Below are 18657 nucleotides of genomic sequence, written 5' to 3'. Positions count from 1 at the left end.
ATTAAGCCGGGATTGGTCTTCATTACATAGCGCTAATCGTCTAGAATCGATTTACACTAATTTTCCAGGGAAGGAATATGAGTATTGCCACGGTTTACAGTCGTGCTTTGACCGGTATTTATGCTCAGGCAGTGACGGTTGAAGTACATCTTTCCAATGGTCTGCCCAGTTTGTCGATTGTGGGTATGGCGGAAACGGCGGTGAAGGAAAGCAAGGATCGCGTTCGATCGGCGTTGATTAACTCTCAGTTCACTTTTCCTCAGCAACGTATAACCATCAATCTGGCTCCAGCTGATTTGCCTAAAGAGGGTGGGCGATTTGATTTGCCGATTGCTTTGGGAATTCTGGCGGCTTCCAATCAAATTCCGGTGCAATCATTAAGTAATATGGAGTTTATCGGTGAACTCGGTCTTACCGGTGAACTGCGTGGTGTTCGCGGTGTATTACCAACTGCATTAGCCACATCTGAGGCTAACCGACAATTAATGGTGCCGTTTGAGAATGCTGAAGAGGCGGCGCTGACTGAACAGGGTGAGAGTTTTGCTGCTAAGAGCTTGTTGGAAGTCTGTGCACATTTGCATGACCAATTGCGTTTATCGACCAATATAAATCAACAGAAACATAGTCAAAATAATTATGCCGATTTAGCAGATGTGCGTGGCCAGGCATCTGCCAGACGGGCATTGGAAATCGCAGCTGCTGGATCACATAGTCTACTTTTTGCTGGTCCGCCCGGAACCGGAAAAACTATGCTGGCTAGTCGGCTTCCAGGAATCCTGCCGCCGATGACTGAGCAGGAAGCGATTGAAACGGCGACTATTCATTCAATATCGTCTGCCGGATTTGAGGTAGAAAACTGGATGCAGCGTCCTTTTCGGGCGCCACATCACACCGCTTCTGCTGTGGCCTTAGTCGGTGGAGGCAGCCAGCCTAAACCGGGCGAGATTTCGCTGGCTCATCAAGGTGTGCTGTTCCTTGACGAGTTACCGGAGTTTGATCGTAAAGTATTAGAAGTTTTACGTGAGCCAATTGAATCTGGGAAAATAACTATTTCCCGCGCCGCTAATCAAGCGGAATTTCCCTCTAAATTTCAATTGGTTGCCGCAATGAACCCCTGTCCTTGTGGTTATCTGGGGCAGGCAAGATGTCATTGCACAGAAGAGCAAGTCAGACGCTACCGTGGTAAGATCTCCGGCCCGTTATTGGATCGCATTGATATGTTGATGGAGGTGCCGGCAGTGGATAAAAAACTGTTGCGACCTCAGCCTGATGATGTCCCGCCGGAATCCAGTGAAGTGGTTCGTCAGCGAGTGATTCAGGCACGACAGATTCAACTGGAGCGTGCCAATAAAGCCAATGCGTCCCTGCAACATAAAGAACTAGAGGTTTTTTGCACCTTGTCAGATCAGGATTTTCAATTAGTAGAAAAAGCCATCAGCCGTTTTGGTCTGTCGGCCCGTGCCTATCATCGTATTTTAAAAGTGGCCCGCACCATTGCTGATTTGGCCGGTTCACCTGACATTCAAACAGTTCATTTAACAGAAGCCATCGGCTATCGACGCCTCGACACAGCGAATTAATATTTAGTGAAAGATCTCAATCCGGAACAGCGGGAAGCTGTGCGTTACATCGATGGACCGTTGTTAGTGTTAGCTGGTGCCGGCAGTGGCAAGACGCGGGTTATTACCCGTAAGATTGCCTATCTGATCGAGCAATGCGGCATCAAAGCCAGCAATATCGCCGCCGTTACCTTTACCAACAAAGCAGCCCGTGAGATGAAGGAGCGGGTTGCGGAGTTGATGTCTACCCGACAAGCCTCAGCGCGGGGTTTGATGGTCTCCACTTTCCATACGCTGGGATTGAACATCCTGCGTCGTGATGGCAAATCATTAGGCTATCGTCCCGGTTTTTCCATTTTTGATGCGCAAGATTCACTGGCAGTTTTTCGCGATCTGATGGGACGCGATTTCGCGGCTGACAGCGATCATGCCCAGGAAGTACAAAATCTGATTTCAAACTGGAAAAACCAGCTGATTCTGCCCGAACAAGCCGCCCAGATTGCTGATGGGGCTCAAGAGGAATTTGCTGCCAGGGTTTACCCACGTTACGTGCAGGCATTGCAGGCCTATAACGCTGTGGATTTTGATGACCTGATTTTAAAGCCAGTGATTCTATTTCGCGAACATCGTGATGTGTTGCAGAAATGGCAGGCGAAAATTCATTATCTGCTGGTGGATGAATATCAGGATACCAACGGCTGCCAATACGAGCTGGTCAAACAATTGGTGGGGATTCGTGAAAAGCTCACCGTGGTAGGGGACGATGATCAATCAGTTTATTCCTGGCGTGGCGCACGCCCTGAAAATCTGGTGCAGTTGCAAACGGACTTTCCCCGATTAAATCTGATTAAACTGGAACAGAATTATCGTTCCATGGGCCGTATCCTGCGAGTTGCCAATAAACTTATCAGCCATAACCCTCACGTGTTTGAAAAGCGATTATGGAGCGCGATGGGTGAGGGCGATGCCATTCGGATCATTGGCTGTCGTGATGACGAGCATGAATCGGAAAAAGTCATTTCCGAGCTGCTATATCACAAGCTCAAACACCAGGCGAGTTTCAAGGATTATGCGATTTTGTATCGCAGTAATCATCAATCCCGCTCGCTGGAAAAAGTGTTACGTGAACATAATGTGCCGTATTTTTTGACTGGTGGCACCTCGTTTTTCTCGCGGGTCGAAGTCAAAGACATCATGGCCTATCTGCGTCTGCTGGCCAATCAGGATGACGATAATGCGTTTTTACGGGTGATTAACACACCACGTCGCGGTATCGGTTCATCCACCTTGCAGGCGCTTGGTGAATACGCCGCCAAACGTAACACCAGTATGTTCGGAGCCTGTTTTGAAATGGGCTTGGCGGAAAGCCTGCCAGCTAAATCAGTGCAGAATCTGGAAGTCTTTACCCGCTGGCTGATTGATATTGCTGATCGCGCTGCTCGTGGCAATCTGCTGGACGCGATCAAAGATATGATCGAGGAAATCAATTACCGCGGCTGGCTGGAAGAAGTCAGCGGCGATCCAAATAAAGCCAATCGTCGTATGGAAAATGTCGATGAACTGGTCAGTTGGATCGAACGGATGATTGATCAGGACACCGAAGAAAAATCAATAGGTGATATTGCTGCACGTTTAACATTGATGGATATCATGGACCGTCAGGCGGATGAAAATCAGTCCGATGCAGTGCATCTGATGACGTTACATGCTGCTAAAGGGCTGGAATTTCCACATGTATTCATTGTCGGTATGGAAGAAGAAATCCTGCCACATCGAACCAGTATTGAAGAGGATTCCATCGAAGAAGAACGGCGTCTGGCGTATGTTGGCATCACCCGGGCACAACGCAGCCTGGTAATGACGCTGGCAAACACCCGCAAACGTTATGGCGAAAAGGTGGATTGTGAAGAGAGTCGTTTTCTTCGCGAATTACCACCAGAAGACTTGATTTGGATGACCGAAAAAACACAGGTCGATCCAGAAGAGCGAAAAGAGCGTGGCAAAGCCCATTTATCCAATATTCGCGATATGCTTAAGTAACACATAGGTTGTATAACCTATTAGCGGATACGACTAAGGCGGTAAATATGAAAACAAAACTTCTGTACCTGGCGATGATGATTCCTGGCCTGGCAAATGCTCAAGTGTTTCTGGAACAGACTCAGGCCGAAAGTGGCAGCTATTACAAAGGTATACTCACCGTAACAGCAGGCTGTGATGGTTCGTCCACTAGCTCCATTACCGTCGATATTCCCGAAGGTCTGCAATTTGTACAACCCATGCCCAAAGCAGGCTGGCAGCTTGAAATTGTTAAAAAACCTGTTGAACGACCCTTCTTTAAGGATGGGATTGAGATAACCGAAGCAGTAAGACAGATCACCTGGTCGGGTAATTCATTACACGATATTCATTTTGATGAGTTTATTTTCCGGGGCCGGGTCGGCGTTGGAGCTACCAGCGTGCTGTATTTCCCAGTTATTCAGAAATGTGAAGCAGGTGAACTGTATTGGGATCAAATTGCTGACGTGGAACCGGTCAAAAAAACCATGCCCGAAACTGGTCCCCAATCCGTGATTGATCTGATGGAAGAAATGGAAGGGCTTGATAAAGAGCATCAAAATGATCAAGCGAAAAAATCAGAAATTTCAAGCGACGATGAGCAGGCAAAAGCCGATCAACATCACCATGGTCATCAGATGGATATGACGGACTCAACCGATAAAATGGATCATTCAGCCCATTCAGGACATGGACAATCCACGTTGCAACACCCCGCACCGTTTGTCAAAGTGGTTGATGGCACTGGTGACCATCATCACCATTAATTCTCTCTGACTGAATAAAAAGGGCCCAGTTTTTAATTTAAAGTGGGCCCTTTTTTTATGCATTATGGAGGAGTAGGCGGCTGCGGCATAGGCGGTGCATCTTCAGCCTCTTTTTGTTTATCCTCATCCGGATCATCAGCCGGCTGATAGGTTCCTTTCGAAGGGTTTGGAACCTGAGGTGATTTTTCATCTTCTTTGTCCTCATATTCAGACTTTTTAGAAGCGGCGATAATAGTGGAGATACTCACTGAGCTTTCTCCATGGTTTTGTTGTAGTGTCATTAGGTTATTTCCTTAAGGTAGTTAAAGAAGATATCTTGCAGCAATTGCAAGACTGGAATGACTAACGCGATAATTTGCAGGGGGTAACCATTCAATGTGGCTAACAGTATCTCAAGGTGAAAAATGAATTCGCCTTACGCATAACCTGCTTAGAGATTTACAGAATTGAAATGCTTTAGTGTTTTCTACAGTAACGTATATAAACAAAAATACAAGAACATGAGTTAAGACGATCCTGAATTATGTTCATTCAAATCTGCCCATGACTATTGCCAACCTTACTTTCAATTAATTCTGACTTTTTGATTTTAAATAAACAGGGCATTTTTGTCCGGTATTTAATAACGCATTAACTTTTAGAAATTAACTACAGAGACTCAAAGGGCGCAGAGAAAATAAGCTTCACTATCGATACATCCCTACTACATTAAAGAGATCTCAATATTCCAGTCTTTACCGAACCTTTTAATTTAGATGGTCAATGTAGGTGGTCTTCCAACTTAAAGGCAGTCCTCTGATAAGTTGCGTCTCTGGTAAGATTGGGAAAGCAGAAGTCACCAAAGATTTGACCCATATCAACTGTTTGAATGTTTAACCCCAGTAAACTTGTTCTCTAGCTAAAACAGCATTTGCCAGACAAGGATCACACGCATATGAAACTTCGCTTTCTCGGTGGTACCAGTACAGTAACCGGCTCCCGCTATCTACTTTCTGATGATAACCACCGTTTACTGGTGGATTGTGGTTTGTATCAAGGAGTGAAAACACTGCGACGGCGTAACTGGGCACCGTTTCCTATAGATCCTTCAACTATCAATGCCGTGGTACTCACACATGCTCATATCGATCATTCCGGCTATCTGCCGGCACTGGTGAAGAACGGCTTCAAAGGTAAAATCTACTGCACTAAGGCCACCCACGAACTGTGCAATGTGTTGTTACCAGATGCTGGTTATCTCCAAGAAGAAGATGCCAAATATGCTGCTCGAAAGAAGTTCTCAAAACACCAGAGCCCTGAACCGTTATTTACTGAAAAAGATGCCAGAGAAGCATTAAAACACTTCGAATCCCTGCATTACCATGAGACATTTGAGCCGGTAAAAGGCTTTGAAGTCAGCTTTACCCCCGCGGGGCATATTCTGGGCTCATCCTGTGTGCATGTTCATCACAAAGCTTCAGACCGAACAGTGGTATTTTCGGGTGATGTAGGGCGACAAAATGACATTATCATGCGTCCACCGGAACCGCTGCAGCACGCAGATGTACTGGTATGCGAATCCACCTACGGTGATCGCCTCCATGGTGAATCAGATCCCGAAGCGGTACTTGCAGAAATCATTACCAAAACCGCAGCCCGTGGTGGTATCACGCTGATGCCTGCTTTTGCTGTTGGTCGAGCACAAATGCTGTTGTATGTGGTGCATAAACTGATGGGAAAAGGCAAAATCCCCGAAATGCCGGTCTACCTGAACAGCCCGATGGCTATCAAGGCCACGGAGACTTTCATCAAGCACCACAAAGAACATAAGCTGGACCAAAGCCAGTGCGCGCTGATTGATGCTCAAACTCAGTACATCCGCACGGTTGAGGAAGCCATCGAACTGGATACCATGCGCTACCCGTGTGTGATTGTTTCCGCAAGCGGTATGGCCTCTGGCGGTCGTGTTTTGCATCACCTTAAAACCTTATTACCTAATCCACGTAACAGTATTGTCTTCGCGGGCTTCCAGGCTCCAGGCACCCGTGGTGATGCGTTGGTGAATGGGGCTCAATCCGTCAAAATCCACGGTGCTTACTGGCCGGTAAAAGCTGAAATCCATAACCTGGATTCCATGTCTGCTCATGGTGACTATAAAGAAATCCTGACATGGTTAGAGCAGGGCAACCTCAAGCCCGATAAAGTTTACGTCACCCACGGTGAAGTCGTCGCCAGCGATACCATGCGTAAACACATCACCGAAAAATTCGGCTGGGATGCTGAAGTGCCAGAACTGTTTGAGGAAGTTGATATTTGATAACTCATCAGCTTTCAAAAATTAATCACAGAGACACAACAAAGGGCACGGAGAAAAATTTTGAATTACCGGTGCACTTTATGGCAGCTAATGAATTCGTCTGAATCAAATTCAAATCTTCGAGTCATCGTTATATTTCAAATAAATCAAAGGTTTGTTTTAATTCACAAAACCATATAAATTGTGAGCTATCTCTCATTTTGAGGCCGATATGGATATCCAGTTCAAACCAACCTCGCTCAAAGCCTATTCGGGCAAAAAATTAATTGTTAATCATTCACGATTGATGAGTTCAGTAAAACTCTACCTGAAAAAAATAAAATATTTCAATATGTTATATGGCATGAATTTGAGTCTTCATATTTATAAGCCATTCACGTTAATAATTATTATGAGGTCGCAGACCTCATTAGCAGACTGTTATGTTTCGAGGGGGAATTTTGGCTAAGAAGATTGACAAGGATTTAATCGATCCGGCCGTAGAGCCAGATGGTGAAAAGGCGCATCGAGCGACAAGAGCTCTTCTTGGTGGCGTGCCGATCATGGGGACAGCGCTGGTTGAAGCCTTTTCTGAAATTATTGAGCCTCCTATGGCTCGAAGAAAGACCAAATGGATGCGGCAAGTTACAGATGCAATAAACGACCTTTATGAAAAAGGTGCGATAACTGAAGGGGCTCTTCAAGAAAATGAAAAATTTTTCACCACACTCGTGCATGCCAGCAATGTCGCCTTAAAGAATCATCAGTCTGAAAAGATTGAGGCCCTTAGAAACGCCGTAATAAACTCTGCTCTGCCTGGAGCACCAGATGATTCTTTACAGCAGATATTTCTGAACTTGGTAGATGTCTGTACTGTTTGGCATCTTGCCTTTCTGAGTCTTTTTCAGGACCCGAATCGGTGGGCGGCTGAGCACCAGCTTCCTTTCCCGGATGGCTGGAATATGGGGGGGCTAACCCAAGTTATCGAGCACGCATTTCCTGAGCTTAGAGGGCGTTCAGGCTTTTATGGTGTTATCTGGAAAGATCTATATCAAAGAGGACTTATTTCTACAGATGGGCTTGGGACAACAATGACTTTACAGGAGATGTTGTCTAAAAGAACAACGGGGCTGGGCGATGCATTTGTTCAGTTCATTAGCGCTCCAAATTTTTAGAAAATAAACATAACAAAGCCAAGCACGTTACAAGCGCGTGTTGGCGGCGTTATGTTTCCACTTAAGGAGAGTCATATGCCATTTTCATATAAGTCTGAATCAAAAGAGTTTGGAAAATCTTTACTTGAGGTGGCTGTAAGAGCTCATAGAGAGAAAATTTCTCAATATGTTTCTAAAGATAATATGCATAGCTTTCAACATGGCAGAAGCTGGCTGACGGTTAGAGAAGATGGGACAGAAGAGTCATCATTCAAAGAGGCTGGTGTCGAACTAAGCATTGGATACGAAGATCTTATTAGAAACGACATTAACCAGTTTTTTCAATTCCTTAATACCTTTATTGAAGGCTTCACCTCTCAAACTATGCAGGGAATGTTTCGTACGATAAGCGAAAGTTGCGACAAAGTTGGGAATACCGTAAATCAAAAAGAACATGCATCCCAGGCCGAGGCGTTTTTAGAAATGCTGAAAAAAGTTGAGTTTAGCGTTAACAAAAATGGTCAAGTAGAACTTCCTCAAATTCACGTTGGTCCTGGTGCTGCGGAACCTCTAATGCAGTCTTTGGAAGCCCAGGATGAAGAGTTTCATGCAGAAGTTGAAAGAATAAAGCAAGAGAAATCCGAGGCTGCGCTTAAAAAAGAGAAAGTTAGACTAAATAGGTACAAAGGTATAGATATATGAAGGCTTATTTAGTCGCTATTGGTTGTGATAAATACCAAAGTAATACATTTGATGATTTGGCCGGTGCTGAAAATGATGCCTCAGCTGTTTATGATGCCTTAGTCAACTCAGAGTACTCGATATACGAAAAAGAAAATTCCTATTTGCTTAAGTCTCCAGTTATAAGCGATGTTAAGAGAACGCTCGAGGAGGTTTTATTCGATAAAGAATGTCCGGATATTTTTACATTATTCTTCGCTGGGCACGGTGGGGTGATTGGTGGCACGTATTACCTGTGCTTAAACGAGACTAGAACCGATCGAATGAGTTTTACTGGACTGTCTCTAACCGATATTTTTAGAATAATTTCCTCTTCAAAAGTTAAACACGTAAATCTAATAATTGACGCTTGCAACACCGCTGGGTTAGTTAATGATTTATTGTCGTTGATAAAACCCGATCTCATGGGGGCTAAAGGCTCTTTTGGTATTTCAATTTTAGCAGCAGCTGCCTCAGATGAGTATGCCGGTGAGATCGCAGGTCAAGGTGTACTAACAGGTAGTCTAATCAATCTAATTACTGGAAGAGAAAAAGTTAATTCAGATGTGGAATTTCTAGATCTCGTAAATTTATGCCGTGTAATCTCGACGAAATTTATAGAAGAAGGAAGAGATCAGACCCCTTCTTCATGGGGTATGAATCTTTACGGACCAAGCATATTTTCTAAGAATCCATATCATAGTCAAGATGACACAATTTCAACCCATGACTTTTCGTTTATTCCTCCAGCGTCAAGGGTCGGAATGGTGCTTCTGAATTTTAAAGATCATCTTTGGAATTTATATGATGGACTAGATGACACTGAAGGTGTTCGTGAATTTTTAGACGTAATTAGATCCGCTGGAGAATCCGTGGATAATATTGACGATCTAATAACCTTGTTAAAAGGTGTTGGTTATCGATTTATAGAAAAATTTAGTCCTGAATGCAATTTCAAGCAGCTTGAGTTGATCAATGCTATTTCCACAGCCCTTATCCCTTACTTATCAGACGAGAAAGCCCAATTAGCCTTTTCTGAATTCATGGATTTATTCAGGATCTATAGCGTTAGATTGCTAGATGATACTTTGTCAAACCTTCAAGAAGATAAATACTACTTAATATATAAGGATGGTGCAGGCTTTGACGTGCTATCAAATTATTACTATTTACCAATCAGACTATCAAAACTAGTTGGGTATTTCTCGCAGTTACTATTGGTTGATGAGGGATCAATCGGAAAAATTACAGAATTCCTTGATGTTGTTCGTAAGGACTATGGTAGCCATCTTATGGTGATATCTGAGGAGCAGGCTCCGTACTTACATTCGTTCTTTGGGATTTATCATGGTTTAGGAAAAGGAGATCAGGTTAAAGACTTTCTTGTCTCCTATGTGTGCGACTACATTGGTTGCTCAGGACAAGTAGCGTCACTTAATTTACCCCCTGAAAATACGTCAAAATTTCTAATTCAAAGATATTCACAGAGTAATGTGCACATAGAGTACAGGTCTAATCCGGATAGTCTGGGCGCTTCATTATTGCTGCAGGCCAATGCCTATGGCATAGGTGAAGATGTGGATTCAGTTTTGCATGTTCTCGATAGACATAATTTCCACCTCTTTATTCCAAATGATATTAGCCAGTTTGGAGAGAAAGTCATAGAAAATGGATTCAATATTGTTCTTCGATGTGGGTCTAATTTTTGGACCTGCAAAGAATTCAACGATATCGTTAAGGAGCATTTTGATAAATACACAGAAGGTGATCTTTCTTCCTTAACCCCTATTGAAAGATTTTCCTGTGTTGCTAGCTCCTTTGTCCAGCCTGACCGTATTCCTCTAATGCTTTAATGCGTAATGAATAAAGGGGTCAGCAAACTTGAAATGAGACCAACGTTATTTTGGGCTGAAAATGGTTAAACATCCTATCTTCACAATTCCATTTGCAAAGCTTTATCCGCTGTATATTCAAAAGGCTGAACGTAAAAACGAACAAAACAGGAAGTTGATCAAATCATTTGCTGGCTGACTGGTTAGGAACAAGCGGAATTAAAACAGCAAATCGAATTGGGAAACTTTTTTCCACAAGCTGCAGCCATTCATCCGAATAGCTCACTAATTAAAGGCGTGGTATGTGGCGTTCGGGTTGAAGAAGTCGACGACCCATTTATGCAGAAAATTCGTTATCTGGACAAGCTGATTGATGAGCTGGCTAAAGGCAAGTCGATGGAGATGATTCTCCGGACATAAAACCAGCTATCAACAGACTAGATACTTGATTAATTATGCGCGTGCTCCGGATGAGGGCGATGATCTTCTACCCATTGATCGTCCATGCGTGGATCCATTTCAGCAAGAACGCTGCCGGATGCTGCCGGAACGGCAACATAGACATTCATATGGTCTTCTGAGACTCGCTCGCTTTGTAATGAGTAATAGCCTAATACCAAGGCAAACAACGCCAGCACGATAAAAAAGGCGATTGCTGAAAATCCCAGTACAAAACCCAAAACTAACGGTGCAATAAATGACCCAAAGCCGTACGAAAACAATAAGGTTCGGCTAATCTCAACCAGGTCGGTGTTTTCATCAAATACATCATTGGCCCGGGCAACACTCAAGGGATAAATGCTGAACAAACTGACACCCAATAAAAATCCTACTGTATAAAGCAACGCCACACTATCACGCCAAATCAAAGGCAAAATCAGCATCAGCAGCAAAACACCAACACTGAAAAATCCAGACCAGGCCAGCATTTTCCGACGGCCTAAACGATCCGATAACATGCCAACAGGCAATTGCGCTATCAGCCCGCCCAGAATGGTAATCGTCATAAACAATGAGACCACCTTAGGCTGATCAAACAGATTTAAGACGTACAGCGGCAGCATGGTGTAAAACGCGCCAACAAACACTCCACCAATAAAGCTCCCCACCAATGCCAATGGGGCTATCGATAATAATTTTGGCATGCTGTAACGTTCAAAGGGCTTTAATACAGGTTGCGTGACACGCGTCACCGCGACCAATACCAGCGACCAGAGCACCAGAATGGAACCCAGAATGAAAATCGTATTGGATGACATCTCCAGTATTAATAGCAATTGACCTAATGCCAATGCCAGGAAGAATACGATGGTGTATATCGCGAGGATTTTGCCGCGGTCTTCAGAGGAGCTTTTTTCATTGAGCCAGCTTTCTAATACGATCAGCATGGCGTAAAAGGCAAAACCGGATACCAAACGCAATGTGGCCCAAAACCAGGGATCAAACCATAAGGCGTGCCCTAAAAAAGCCATGACCATAATCGCAGAAAAAGCCGAAAAACTGCGTGCATGACCTACGGTGACGATGAGTTTTTGACTGAAAATTGCGGCTAACATCGCGCCCAGGAAAAAAGCGGAATTGATTAAGCCGATGGCGCCCTCATTGAGGCCTTCCTGTTTCAGGAATATGCCGATGAAGGTCATCAATAAACCGTAACCCGTTGCTAACAGTGCAATAGAGAAGAACAACGATGAAATCGGTAATAAGGCTCTTTTGAAAAACATGGGGGTTCCTGAACGAAAACAGCTTGCTGCGTTTAAACACAGCAAGCCACTATTTTGATTATTTTCTACACAAATTCAAGGAAGGGTACAGCAAACTTGGTTTATGTGGACTATGTTTATAACTGATCCTTGTGTGTTCATTGGAGTGGATATAAATATCTTCTAAATTGAAGGTACGATATATTCTCCCAATTCCTGAATTACCTCTTTCGCGGGACGTTTTCCATACTTGAGGTTGATCGTTACGTGATTAACACCTGCACCCTTAAGATGTAATAAATAATTCAACAGCGCTTTAATCCCAGTGCGAATGCCTAAATGGATGGGAGTTGGCAGCGTTTTAGGATCTGCAACTAAATCTATGTAGAGAGACTGTGCGAACGGTTTGAAAGGTTGATTATTCTCGTCCAATATTCGATACCACTCTTTGACAATTCGATCATGAATTGCGAGTGGTCTGGGGTAGGTAATCCATCCATCTGCATTTTGTGCAACCCAGTCTAAGCTTTGTTGGCTATGTCCAGTGACAAATAATGGAATCACTTCTTTTGCCTTAGGCAGAGTGTCCGCTCGACCGTCCAAGACGCCATAAGAATTGTTGTACCGTGGTAACGTGTCGTACAGCAATGTTTTCAGTGTCTCGAAATGCTCTCTAAACAATTGCCCCCTTGATTCTAGGTCAACCCCAAATGCTGGAAATTCAATTGGTCGGTCACCTGATGCAACACCTGCTACGATACGACCACTGCTAAGTATATTGAGTGATGCTAATGATTTAGCCAGATGAACAGGGTGTCTTAGTGGCAGTATGAGCGATCCTGTCGCCAGCTTTATTCTCTTAGTATGTGCTGCAATCCAACTCATATAGACTAAGGGATCATAAATTTGTCCTACATCGCCAAACAGGGGATCTCGCAAAGGAACATCTCTAAACCAAAGCGCAGAAAATCCTGCCTCTTCTGCCAAGCAAGCCAATGACTCCTGATTGGCCATAGTTGGAACATCCCCCTGATAGGATTCAAGGGGAAACATAAGGCCTAAACTTAATTTTCCTTCAGTAAATATGCTGTTGGCATTAGTCGGTTCATTTTTCATGTAACCATGCTCCACTAGATTTTTGTCGAAATAATTTTTCGACCTCGTACTTTTCCATACAAGAAGCCGATTGCTTTCCCTTTGACCTAATCTAACGAAATATCCTCAACCATCGCTTCGATTTTTTCGAAATTGAGATAACCTAAGCCAATCTTTTGCTCTTTGTTCTCTGGGCCATTATGCTCTTAATGGCTGCTGTTACACCTCTTAATATCACTGGCGCAACGCTTGCTGGACCTGCGGTCACGCCACAAGCGGTAACAAATCCACCATATTGTGTTGAGATGCAGGCATTTGCCGATACATCTCTGTGATTTGACTCTCAATAATCTAAGTTAGCGTGTGTCCCTGCTTATATAGTATGCAGAAATCCCGGCAGCGAGAACTACCGGGGTTTTTAAATATCAAAAGTCCAGTTGGGCTCCCAGTTTGATGGTTCGTGGTGCGCCCTGGGCAATGCTAGAGCTGCCTGCAGAGGTTAACCAATAGGCTTTATCTGTCAGGTTCTCAACGTTCAGCCGCAGTGTCAGTAGTTGTTTGTTGAGATCAATTTCATAGCGAGCGCCCAAATCAAACAACGTCACTGACCCGACATGCCATTGGTTTGCCGTATCCAGTGGTCGTTGGCTGGTATATTGCGCGCCGCCGGTCAAGGTCAGCTGGGTATTCGGCACCTGATATTCACTGTATAAACGGAACTGTTTGTCGGCGACACCTTGTATTGGTTCTCCTTCGAGGCTTTCATCAGTGGTTTTTCGGTTGGTGGCATCCAGCCACATTGCACTGGCTCCCACTAACCATTGTTCATTGATTTTGGCCCGGGTGGAGAGCTCAAGACCTTCATAACGTGCTTCACCATCCTGGCTGAAGACATCATTCTCATCCTCGTAGGTGAGGCCTTTTTGCAACTGGAAAACTGCCATATTGGCCGACCAGTTATCATGCTCAACTTTGATGCCGATCTCGTACTGTTTGCTGATTAACGGTTCAAAAACCTCGCCAGCATTGGCAGCGGTGTTCGGTGCTGTGGCACCTTGTTCAAAGGCCTCTACATAACTGGCATAAATGGACATCCATTCGAGTGGACGATAAATGGCTGCGAAGGAAGGGGTGATTTCACTCTCTTTATAATCGCCATAGTCATCCTCAAGACTACCGTAGCGTGCCCCAATAATGAAATCCCAGCTGTCGCCGACATTCAGCGTATCGGAAAGAAATACTTCTTTACGGGTGACTCTGGAATACTCATTAAAGCTGGCATCACTTTTATCAAGATGGCCAACTGGACGCTCGAAATCAACAGGGGAAGATACATTACCCGATCCCAGTGGAATAGCCAGTGTACCAATACCGCTGCTATTTGATGAAATAGTGCGGGTATGTGATAAACCAGCCACCACATTATGCGTAACAGGGCCGGTTTCAATGATGCCACTGAGCACATTCTGTGTCTGATAGCTTTTGAACAGATTGTTGTAATTGTAAAGTGTAGCCGAATAGTTACCATCGCCATCCACGTACAAAATGGGCATCAACGGGTTGCGGTAGCTGGTGGAATAACGATAGGAAAGTTTATTGTTCCAGTTATTATTAATCTGCCAAATTAAATCACTGCCCGTGGTAATGTGCTCCGATTCGTAGCGGGTCCACTCTGGAGCCAGGCGTTTATCACCGTCAATTGGACTGACAATATTGCTGACTGTGCGATCAGTGAAAGAACCGTCGGAGTTGGGGGAAATCGAAAAATAACCACCATAGCTTTTACGCTCAGATATCAGTGCATCTGCCTGCCAGGTCAGATCCGGCGTAATACGTAAATCGACGGCAACAGAAGCTGATTTACGGTAGGCCTCACTGTCATCGACATAAGTGTCACCAGCCTCACTGACCACATTAACACGGTAACCAAATATATCATCTGGACCGACACGACCGCCGACATCGCCGTGTGCCATTAGCAATCCGCTATCCATCACTTGTGTGGAAACACTGGCTTTGAATTCTTCTGTTGGCCGTTTAAGCACATAATTGATGATGCCGCCGGGAGCAGCAAAACCATACAGAAAACCGCCCGCACCTTTCAGAATCTCTACGCGTTCAAGGTGTTCCAGAGGGAGGTCTTTGGCACGGCTGCGGAAATTCATTCCATCGAGTTTCTGTCCGGTATCGAAATCCGGATTGATGCCGCGAATCGAAAATGCGTTATTTTCCGTGATCAAATTATTCGATGAGAGGCTGATAGCGGCATCAAATTTGGTTAACTCACCCAGCGAACGTGCCTGCAGATTAGCAATGTAATCTTCAGAGTAAGTTTCAATGGTAAACGGCGTATTTTGCTTTGACAGGTTTCCCAGTGCGCCAGCGAAAACATCACCCACCCGATAGGCATTGGCGGCCGAGCCATTCATACCCAGACCTTGTACCTGCAACGTCGATAAAGTGACGCTTTGATCATCCTGATTGGCTTGATGCAAAGCGTAACTTTTGTCACCTTGAGCCACTGCGACCAGACCACTGCCGTTGAGAATATGGCTTAATGCATTTTCAACGGTATAGTTGCCTTGCAATCCATCACTGCTCTTGCCGCTGGCTAATTCCGAAGCACCCACAAGATAGATTCCGGCCTGAGCAGATAAGCGGGCCAGTACCTGGCTTAGTGATCCGGCGGGGATATTAAATTGTTGCGTGGCTTGAGCCACTGACTGAGTTGTTTCTGCCTGTGCAGCAGGTAGTGTCAGCAACGTCCCCATGCTGGCAGCAGCAATAAGATGGATCGAAAGTGCCAGTGGCTTAAATCGGTTTTTACCCGGTTGTGTGTGGCGTTGTGGTTTCACCATTGTTTTACCTCATCGAGTTTAGTGTTGATACAGATATAAACGGATGAGGCGTGTAGACCCGGAACCATAATTTGAAATAAAACGAAAACAATCTGTAGGTGTTTGATTAAATTGAAATTTAACTCTGTATTGGTTCCAGAATGATCCACCCTGGAAACACCTGACGTGCCTGTATGGGCAAAACGCTGGTGAGCATTGCCAAAACACGGTCAGTATCCGCTAGCGGGAAACTGCCATACACTTTCAGCTGAGCAACCTCATCAGAGATATTGATATAGCCATATTGATAACGGTTAAGCTCGGCAATCAGCTCCTGCAGTGTCATATCTTCTACGACTAACAATCCCTGCCTCCAGGCCTGTCGGGCAGTTACAGCATTTTGTTTTGGCATTATCTGGCTTTCATTAAAACGGCTGGTTTCACCTGCTTGAAGTTCAACATAGTGGTCGTTATTGGTATGAACAGACACTGAACCGTCATAGACGGTAAGCTCGATATCCTGTTGCTGATTCATCACGTTAAACTGTGTTCCGAGCGCCGTTAATCTTCCATGCACCGTATCTACAACGAATGATCTTCTGACATCTTTTGCTGTCTCGATAAAGATCTCACCATGGAGTAACTCAATGCGTCTTTGTTGGGTCGTGTAATCAACATTGATGGCACTCGCTGTGTTTAACCATACCTGCGTGCCATCTGGCAGCGTGATATCAGTTTGTTGTCCGACACCGGTGTGGTAGTCAGCAGCCAATGCCATCACACTGTCAGGCAGCCATTTTCTATTCCAGCTAAAATGACCTGCTAAACCAATCACAGCAATACTGGCCATGCCACTGAGAAGTCGGCGGCGTTGACGTAATCTTTGATTGGCATTGTATAGATTGTCAGCTGTGCTATGCGGGTCGGGTGTTTGCTGTAAGGGCTGGAAACCCTGGCTGATTCTTTCCACGTAAAGCCAGGCGGTTTTATTCTCAGGTTTGGCATCAAGCCATTTACGCCAGCCTGATTTGTGGTCATTGCTGGCTTGACCATCACGAAGGATGGCAAACCATTCGGCGGCTTCTTCCAACGTCTGATGAGAAGGTTCAGCCATTTTATGATTGTGGTTCAGAAATGAGTTCGCGAGTTGTTTGCGAGGCTTGCAATTTCAAGCAGGCCAACATGGCCTGAGCCACATATTTACGCACCATGCGATCCGATACACCCAATTGAACGGCTGTTTCGGCATCGGTCATCTGGCAGACCACAGCTAAGAGAAATGCTTTGGCGGCTTTGGCCGGAAGCTCACTCAACATCAGATTAATTTCTTCCAGGGCTTCCAATACTGCTACCTGTCTTTCTGCTGAAGGCGCGGTTTCTTCCGGATAGCTGGAAAGTGTATCGTGCCAGGCTTTTTCAATTTCCTTTCGACGCCAGAGGTCGATACAGAGGTTTTTGGCGGTAGCTCGTAAATAACTGCGCGCCTGATCGCTGCTGGAAAAGTGGCGCGATGAGGGCAAACCAAGGAGACGGAGAAACGTATCCTGAGTCAGATCAGCGGCTTCAGTACTATTGCCCAATCGCTGGGATAACCAGCCTTTCAGCCAGTTATGATGTTCGCTATACAGCACCTGTACATGATGGTGGATGACAGATTGGGCACTGCTCACGAAAAGCTCCTGAATGCTATTTGGTAATGAGAATCAATATCATTCTATTGATTAAAATAAAACATCGCAAGTGAGCTGTAAGTCAGGAAGCACAATGAATGGTATTGCTACTCAGCATGCTGAGTAAATGATTGATGTAAGGCTAGTGAAAAAGTGTGGAGTGGAGAAAAAATGTTCGATCAGTGCTTACTTATCATGATCGTTGCGTGTCACTAAAAATTCCAGACCGGCACCTACATCTTCTTCGCCACAGGCAGCCATATCATCAGGGCTGGCGGCCTGCGCATCTTCATGATTGAGTATTAAATCGCGTTCGTTTCTCGGTTTATCTTTTTTAGTTTTTGCTTTGTCACTGACTTCAACTGAGCTTTTAGGCGAGGTGGTGCTGTTGTCCACAGCATTTTCCGGGCCGTTAGGACTTTTCGCCTGAGTAGATTTAGATTTATTGCTCATGTTGTTTACCTCTAGTGACATCAAAAGTAAGACTATTTGATAGCAGGGAGAATTCCGACTTAACGCTTTGCCTTTTGTAACCACTTATCCAGTTGATTACCAAACGCTTGTCGATCACGTTGATTAAAAGCCGGTGGGCCGCCCATCTGTTCGCCGCTGCTACGCATGGTTTCCATAAAATTACGCATGGTCAGTCGGGCGCTGATAGTGTCTGTAGTATACAGTTCACCTCTTGGGTTTAAAGCCAATGCGCCTTTTTCAATCGCTTCGGCGGCAAGCGGGATATCGGCGGTGATGACTAAATCACCTTTCATCAGACGTTCGACAATTTCATTGTCCGCGACATCAAAACCGGATTGCACCTGCTGGAATTTGAGAAAAGGTGAGGGCGGTAATCTTAAGCTATGATTGGCAATAAAAGTGGTTTGGGTTTCTGTTCGGGTAGCAGCACGATAGAGGATTTCTTTTATTACCACCGGGCAGGCATCGGCATCAACCCAGATTTGGGGCTTACGTGGTTCAACTTCGGTCAAT

Annotated in this window: 16 protein-coding genes; 8 read left to right on the top strand and 8 right to left on the bottom strand. The window is 44.8% G+C overall.

The genetic code is table 11. The features are described from left to right. The first annotated feature begins 77 nt into the window (after positions 1-77). The 3 genes from AC08OG_RS10905 to AC08OG_RS10895 are packed head-to-tail and all read left to right on the top strand — an operon-like array spanning position 78 to position 4384. Positions 78-1580, top strand: a complete 1503-nt coding sequence (locus tag AC08OG_RS10905; protein ID WP_482929505.1) for a YifB family Mg chelatase-like AAA ATPase — start codon at positions 78-80, stop codon at positions 1578-1580. Between the two features lie 6 nt (positions 1581-1586). Further along, positions 1587-3599, top strand: a complete 2013-nt coding sequence (rep, locus tag AC08OG_RS10900; RefSeq protein ID WP_292354003.1) for a DNA helicase Rep — start codon at positions 1587-1589, stop codon at positions 3597-3599. A 47-nt stretch (positions 3600-3646) separates the two neighbouring features. Continuing rightward, the gene (locus AC08OG_RS10895) at positions 3647-4384 is read left to right on the top strand and encodes a YcnI family copper-binding membrane protein (RefSeq protein WP_482929504.1); all 738 of its coding nucleotides are present in this window, start codon (positions 3647-3649) and stop codon (positions 4382-4384) included. 62 nt (positions 4385-4446) lie between these two features. Here AC08OG_RS10895 and AC08OG_RS10890 read toward each other — a convergent pair whose 3' ends face one another. Continuing rightward, the gene (locus tag AC08OG_RS10890) at positions 4447-4665 is read right to left on the bottom strand and encodes a hypothetical protein (protein WP_292354007.1); all 219 of its coding nucleotides are present in this window, start codon (positions 4663-4665) and stop codon (positions 4447-4449) included. 653 nt (positions 4666-5318) lie between these two features. Here AC08OG_RS10890 and AC08OG_RS10885 point away from each other — a divergent pair. The 5 genes from AC08OG_RS10885 to AC08OG_RS10865 all read left to right on the top strand — a co-directional run bounded on the left by AC08OG_RS10885 (position 5319) and on the right by AC08OG_RS10865 (position 10785). Next, on the top strand, positions 5319-6680 hold the full coding sequence (locus AC08OG_RS10885; protein ID WP_482929503.1) for an MBL fold metallo-hydrolase: 1362 nt from the start codon (positions 5319-5321) through the stop codon (positions 6678-6680). A 440-nt stretch (positions 6681-7120) separates the two neighbouring features. Continuing rightward, entirely contained in the window at positions 7121-7834 is a 714-nt protein-coding gene (locus tag AC08OG_RS10880; protein WP_482929502.1) for a hypothetical protein, read from the top strand. Between the two features lie 75 nt (positions 7835-7909). Next, positions 7910-8515: a hypothetical protein gene (locus tag AC08OG_RS10875; protein ID WP_482929501.1), complete on the top strand. Its 606-nt coding sequence runs from the start codon at positions 7910-7912 to the stop codon at positions 8513-8515. Next, positions 8512-10386, top strand: coding sequence for a caspase family protein (locus AC08OG_RS10870; RefSeq protein ID WP_482929500.1), 1875 nt, complete (start codon positions 8512-8514; stop codon positions 10384-10386). Before AC08OG_RS10875 ends, AC08OG_RS10870 begins: the two co-directional genes overlap by 4 nt. A 216-nt stretch (positions 10387-10602) precedes the next feature. Next, positions 10603-10785, top strand: a complete 183-nt coding sequence (locus AC08OG_RS10865; protein WP_482929499.1) for a DUF2200 family protein — start codon at positions 10603-10605, stop codon at positions 10783-10785. 29 nt (positions 10786-10814) lie between these two features. Here the strand turns inward: AC08OG_RS10865 and AC08OG_RS10860 are convergent, their stop codons facing one another. The 7 genes from AC08OG_RS10860 to AC08OG_RS10830 all read right to left on the bottom strand — a co-directional run bounded on the left by AC08OG_RS10860 (position 10815) and on the right by AC08OG_RS10830 (position 18656). Further along, positions 10815-12089, bottom strand: a complete 1275-nt coding sequence (locus AC08OG_RS10860) for an MFS transporter (RefSeq protein ID WP_482929498.1) — start codon at positions 12087-12089, stop codon at positions 10815-10817. Between the two features lie 162 nt (positions 12090-12251). Next, entirely contained in the window at positions 12252-13184 is a 933-nt protein-coding gene (locus tag AC08OG_RS10855; RefSeq protein ID WP_482929497.1) for an LLM class oxidoreductase, read from the bottom strand. A 404-nt stretch (positions 13185-13588) separates the two neighbouring features. Then, on the bottom strand, positions 13589-16021 hold the full coding sequence (locus tag AC08OG_RS10850) for a TonB-dependent siderophore receptor (RefSeq protein WP_482929496.1): 2433 nt from the start codon (positions 16019-16021) through the stop codon (positions 13589-13591). A 118-nt stretch (positions 16022-16139) separates the two neighbouring features. Next, complete coding sequence (locus AC08OG_RS10845; RefSeq protein WP_482929495.1) at positions 16140-17114, bottom strand: FecR family protein; 975 nt, start codon at positions 17112-17114, stop codon at positions 16140-16142. Between the two features lies 1 nt (position 17115). Next, complete coding sequence (locus tag AC08OG_RS10840) at positions 17116-17670, bottom strand: sigma-70 family RNA polymerase sigma factor (protein WP_482929494.1); 555 nt, start codon at positions 17668-17670, stop codon at positions 17116-17118. A 186-nt stretch (positions 17671-17856) separates the two neighbouring features. Then, a complete protein-coding gene (locus AC08OG_RS10835) occupies positions 17857-18123 on the bottom strand; it encodes a hypothetical protein (protein WP_482929493.1) in 267 nt (88 codons plus the stop codon). 59 nt (positions 18124-18182) lie between these two features. After that, the gene (locus AC08OG_RS10830) at positions 18183-18656 is read right to left on the bottom strand and encodes a YaiI/YqxD family protein (protein WP_318988046.1); all 474 of its coding nucleotides are present in this window, start codon (positions 18654-18656) and stop codon (positions 18183-18185) included. Position 18657 lies beyond the last annotated feature (1 nt).

The organism is Methylophaga sp. F7, from assembly GCF_056863975.1.
This window is presented reverse-complemented; position numbering and strand designations above follow the sequence as displayed.

Bases quoted from the DNA above. Each gene is read 5' to 3' on its own strand.
- AC08OG_RS10895 (WP_482929504.1), top strand. From the start codon at position 3,647: ATGAAAACAAAACTTCTGTACCTGGCGATGATGATTCCTGGCCTGGCA.
- AC08OG_RS10885 (WP_482929503.1), top strand. From the start codon at position 5,319: ATGAAACTTCGCTTTCTCGGTGGTACCAGTACAGTAACCGGCTCCCGC.
- AC08OG_RS10845 (WP_482929495.1), bottom strand. From the start codon at position 17,114: ATGGCTGAACCTTCTCATCAGACGTTGGAAGAAGCCGCCGAATGGTTT.
- AC08OG_RS10855 (WP_482929497.1), bottom strand. From the start codon at position 13,184: ATGAAAAATGAACCGACTAATGCCAACAGCATATTTACTGAAGGAAAA.
- AC08OG_RS10870 (WP_482929500.1), top strand. From the start codon at position 8,512: ATGAAGGCTTATTTAGTCGCTATTGGTTGTGATAAATACCAAAGTAAT.
- AC08OG_RS10875 (WP_482929501.1), top strand. From the start codon at position 7,910: ATGCCATTTTCATATAAGTCTGAATCAAAAGAGTTTGGAAAATCTTTA.
- AC08OG_RS10835 (WP_482929493.1), bottom strand. From the start codon at position 18,123: ATGAGCAATAAATCTAAATCTACTCAGGCGAAAAGTCCTAACGGCCCG.
- AC08OG_RS10890 (WP_292354007.1), bottom strand. From the start codon at position 4,665: ATGACACTACAACAAAACCATGGAGAAAGCTCAGTGAGTATCTCCACT.
- AC08OG_RS10850 (WP_482929496.1), bottom strand. From the start codon at position 16,021: ATGGTGAAACCACAACGCCACACACAACCGGGTAAAAACCGATTTAAG.
- AC08OG_RS10860 (WP_482929498.1), bottom strand. From the start codon at position 12,089: ATGTTTTTCAAAAGAGCCTTATTACCGATTTCATCGTTGTTCTTCTCT.
- AC08OG_RS10905 (WP_482929505.1), top strand. From the start codon at position 78: ATGAGTATTGCCACGGTTTACAGTCGTGCTTTGACCGGTATTTATGCT.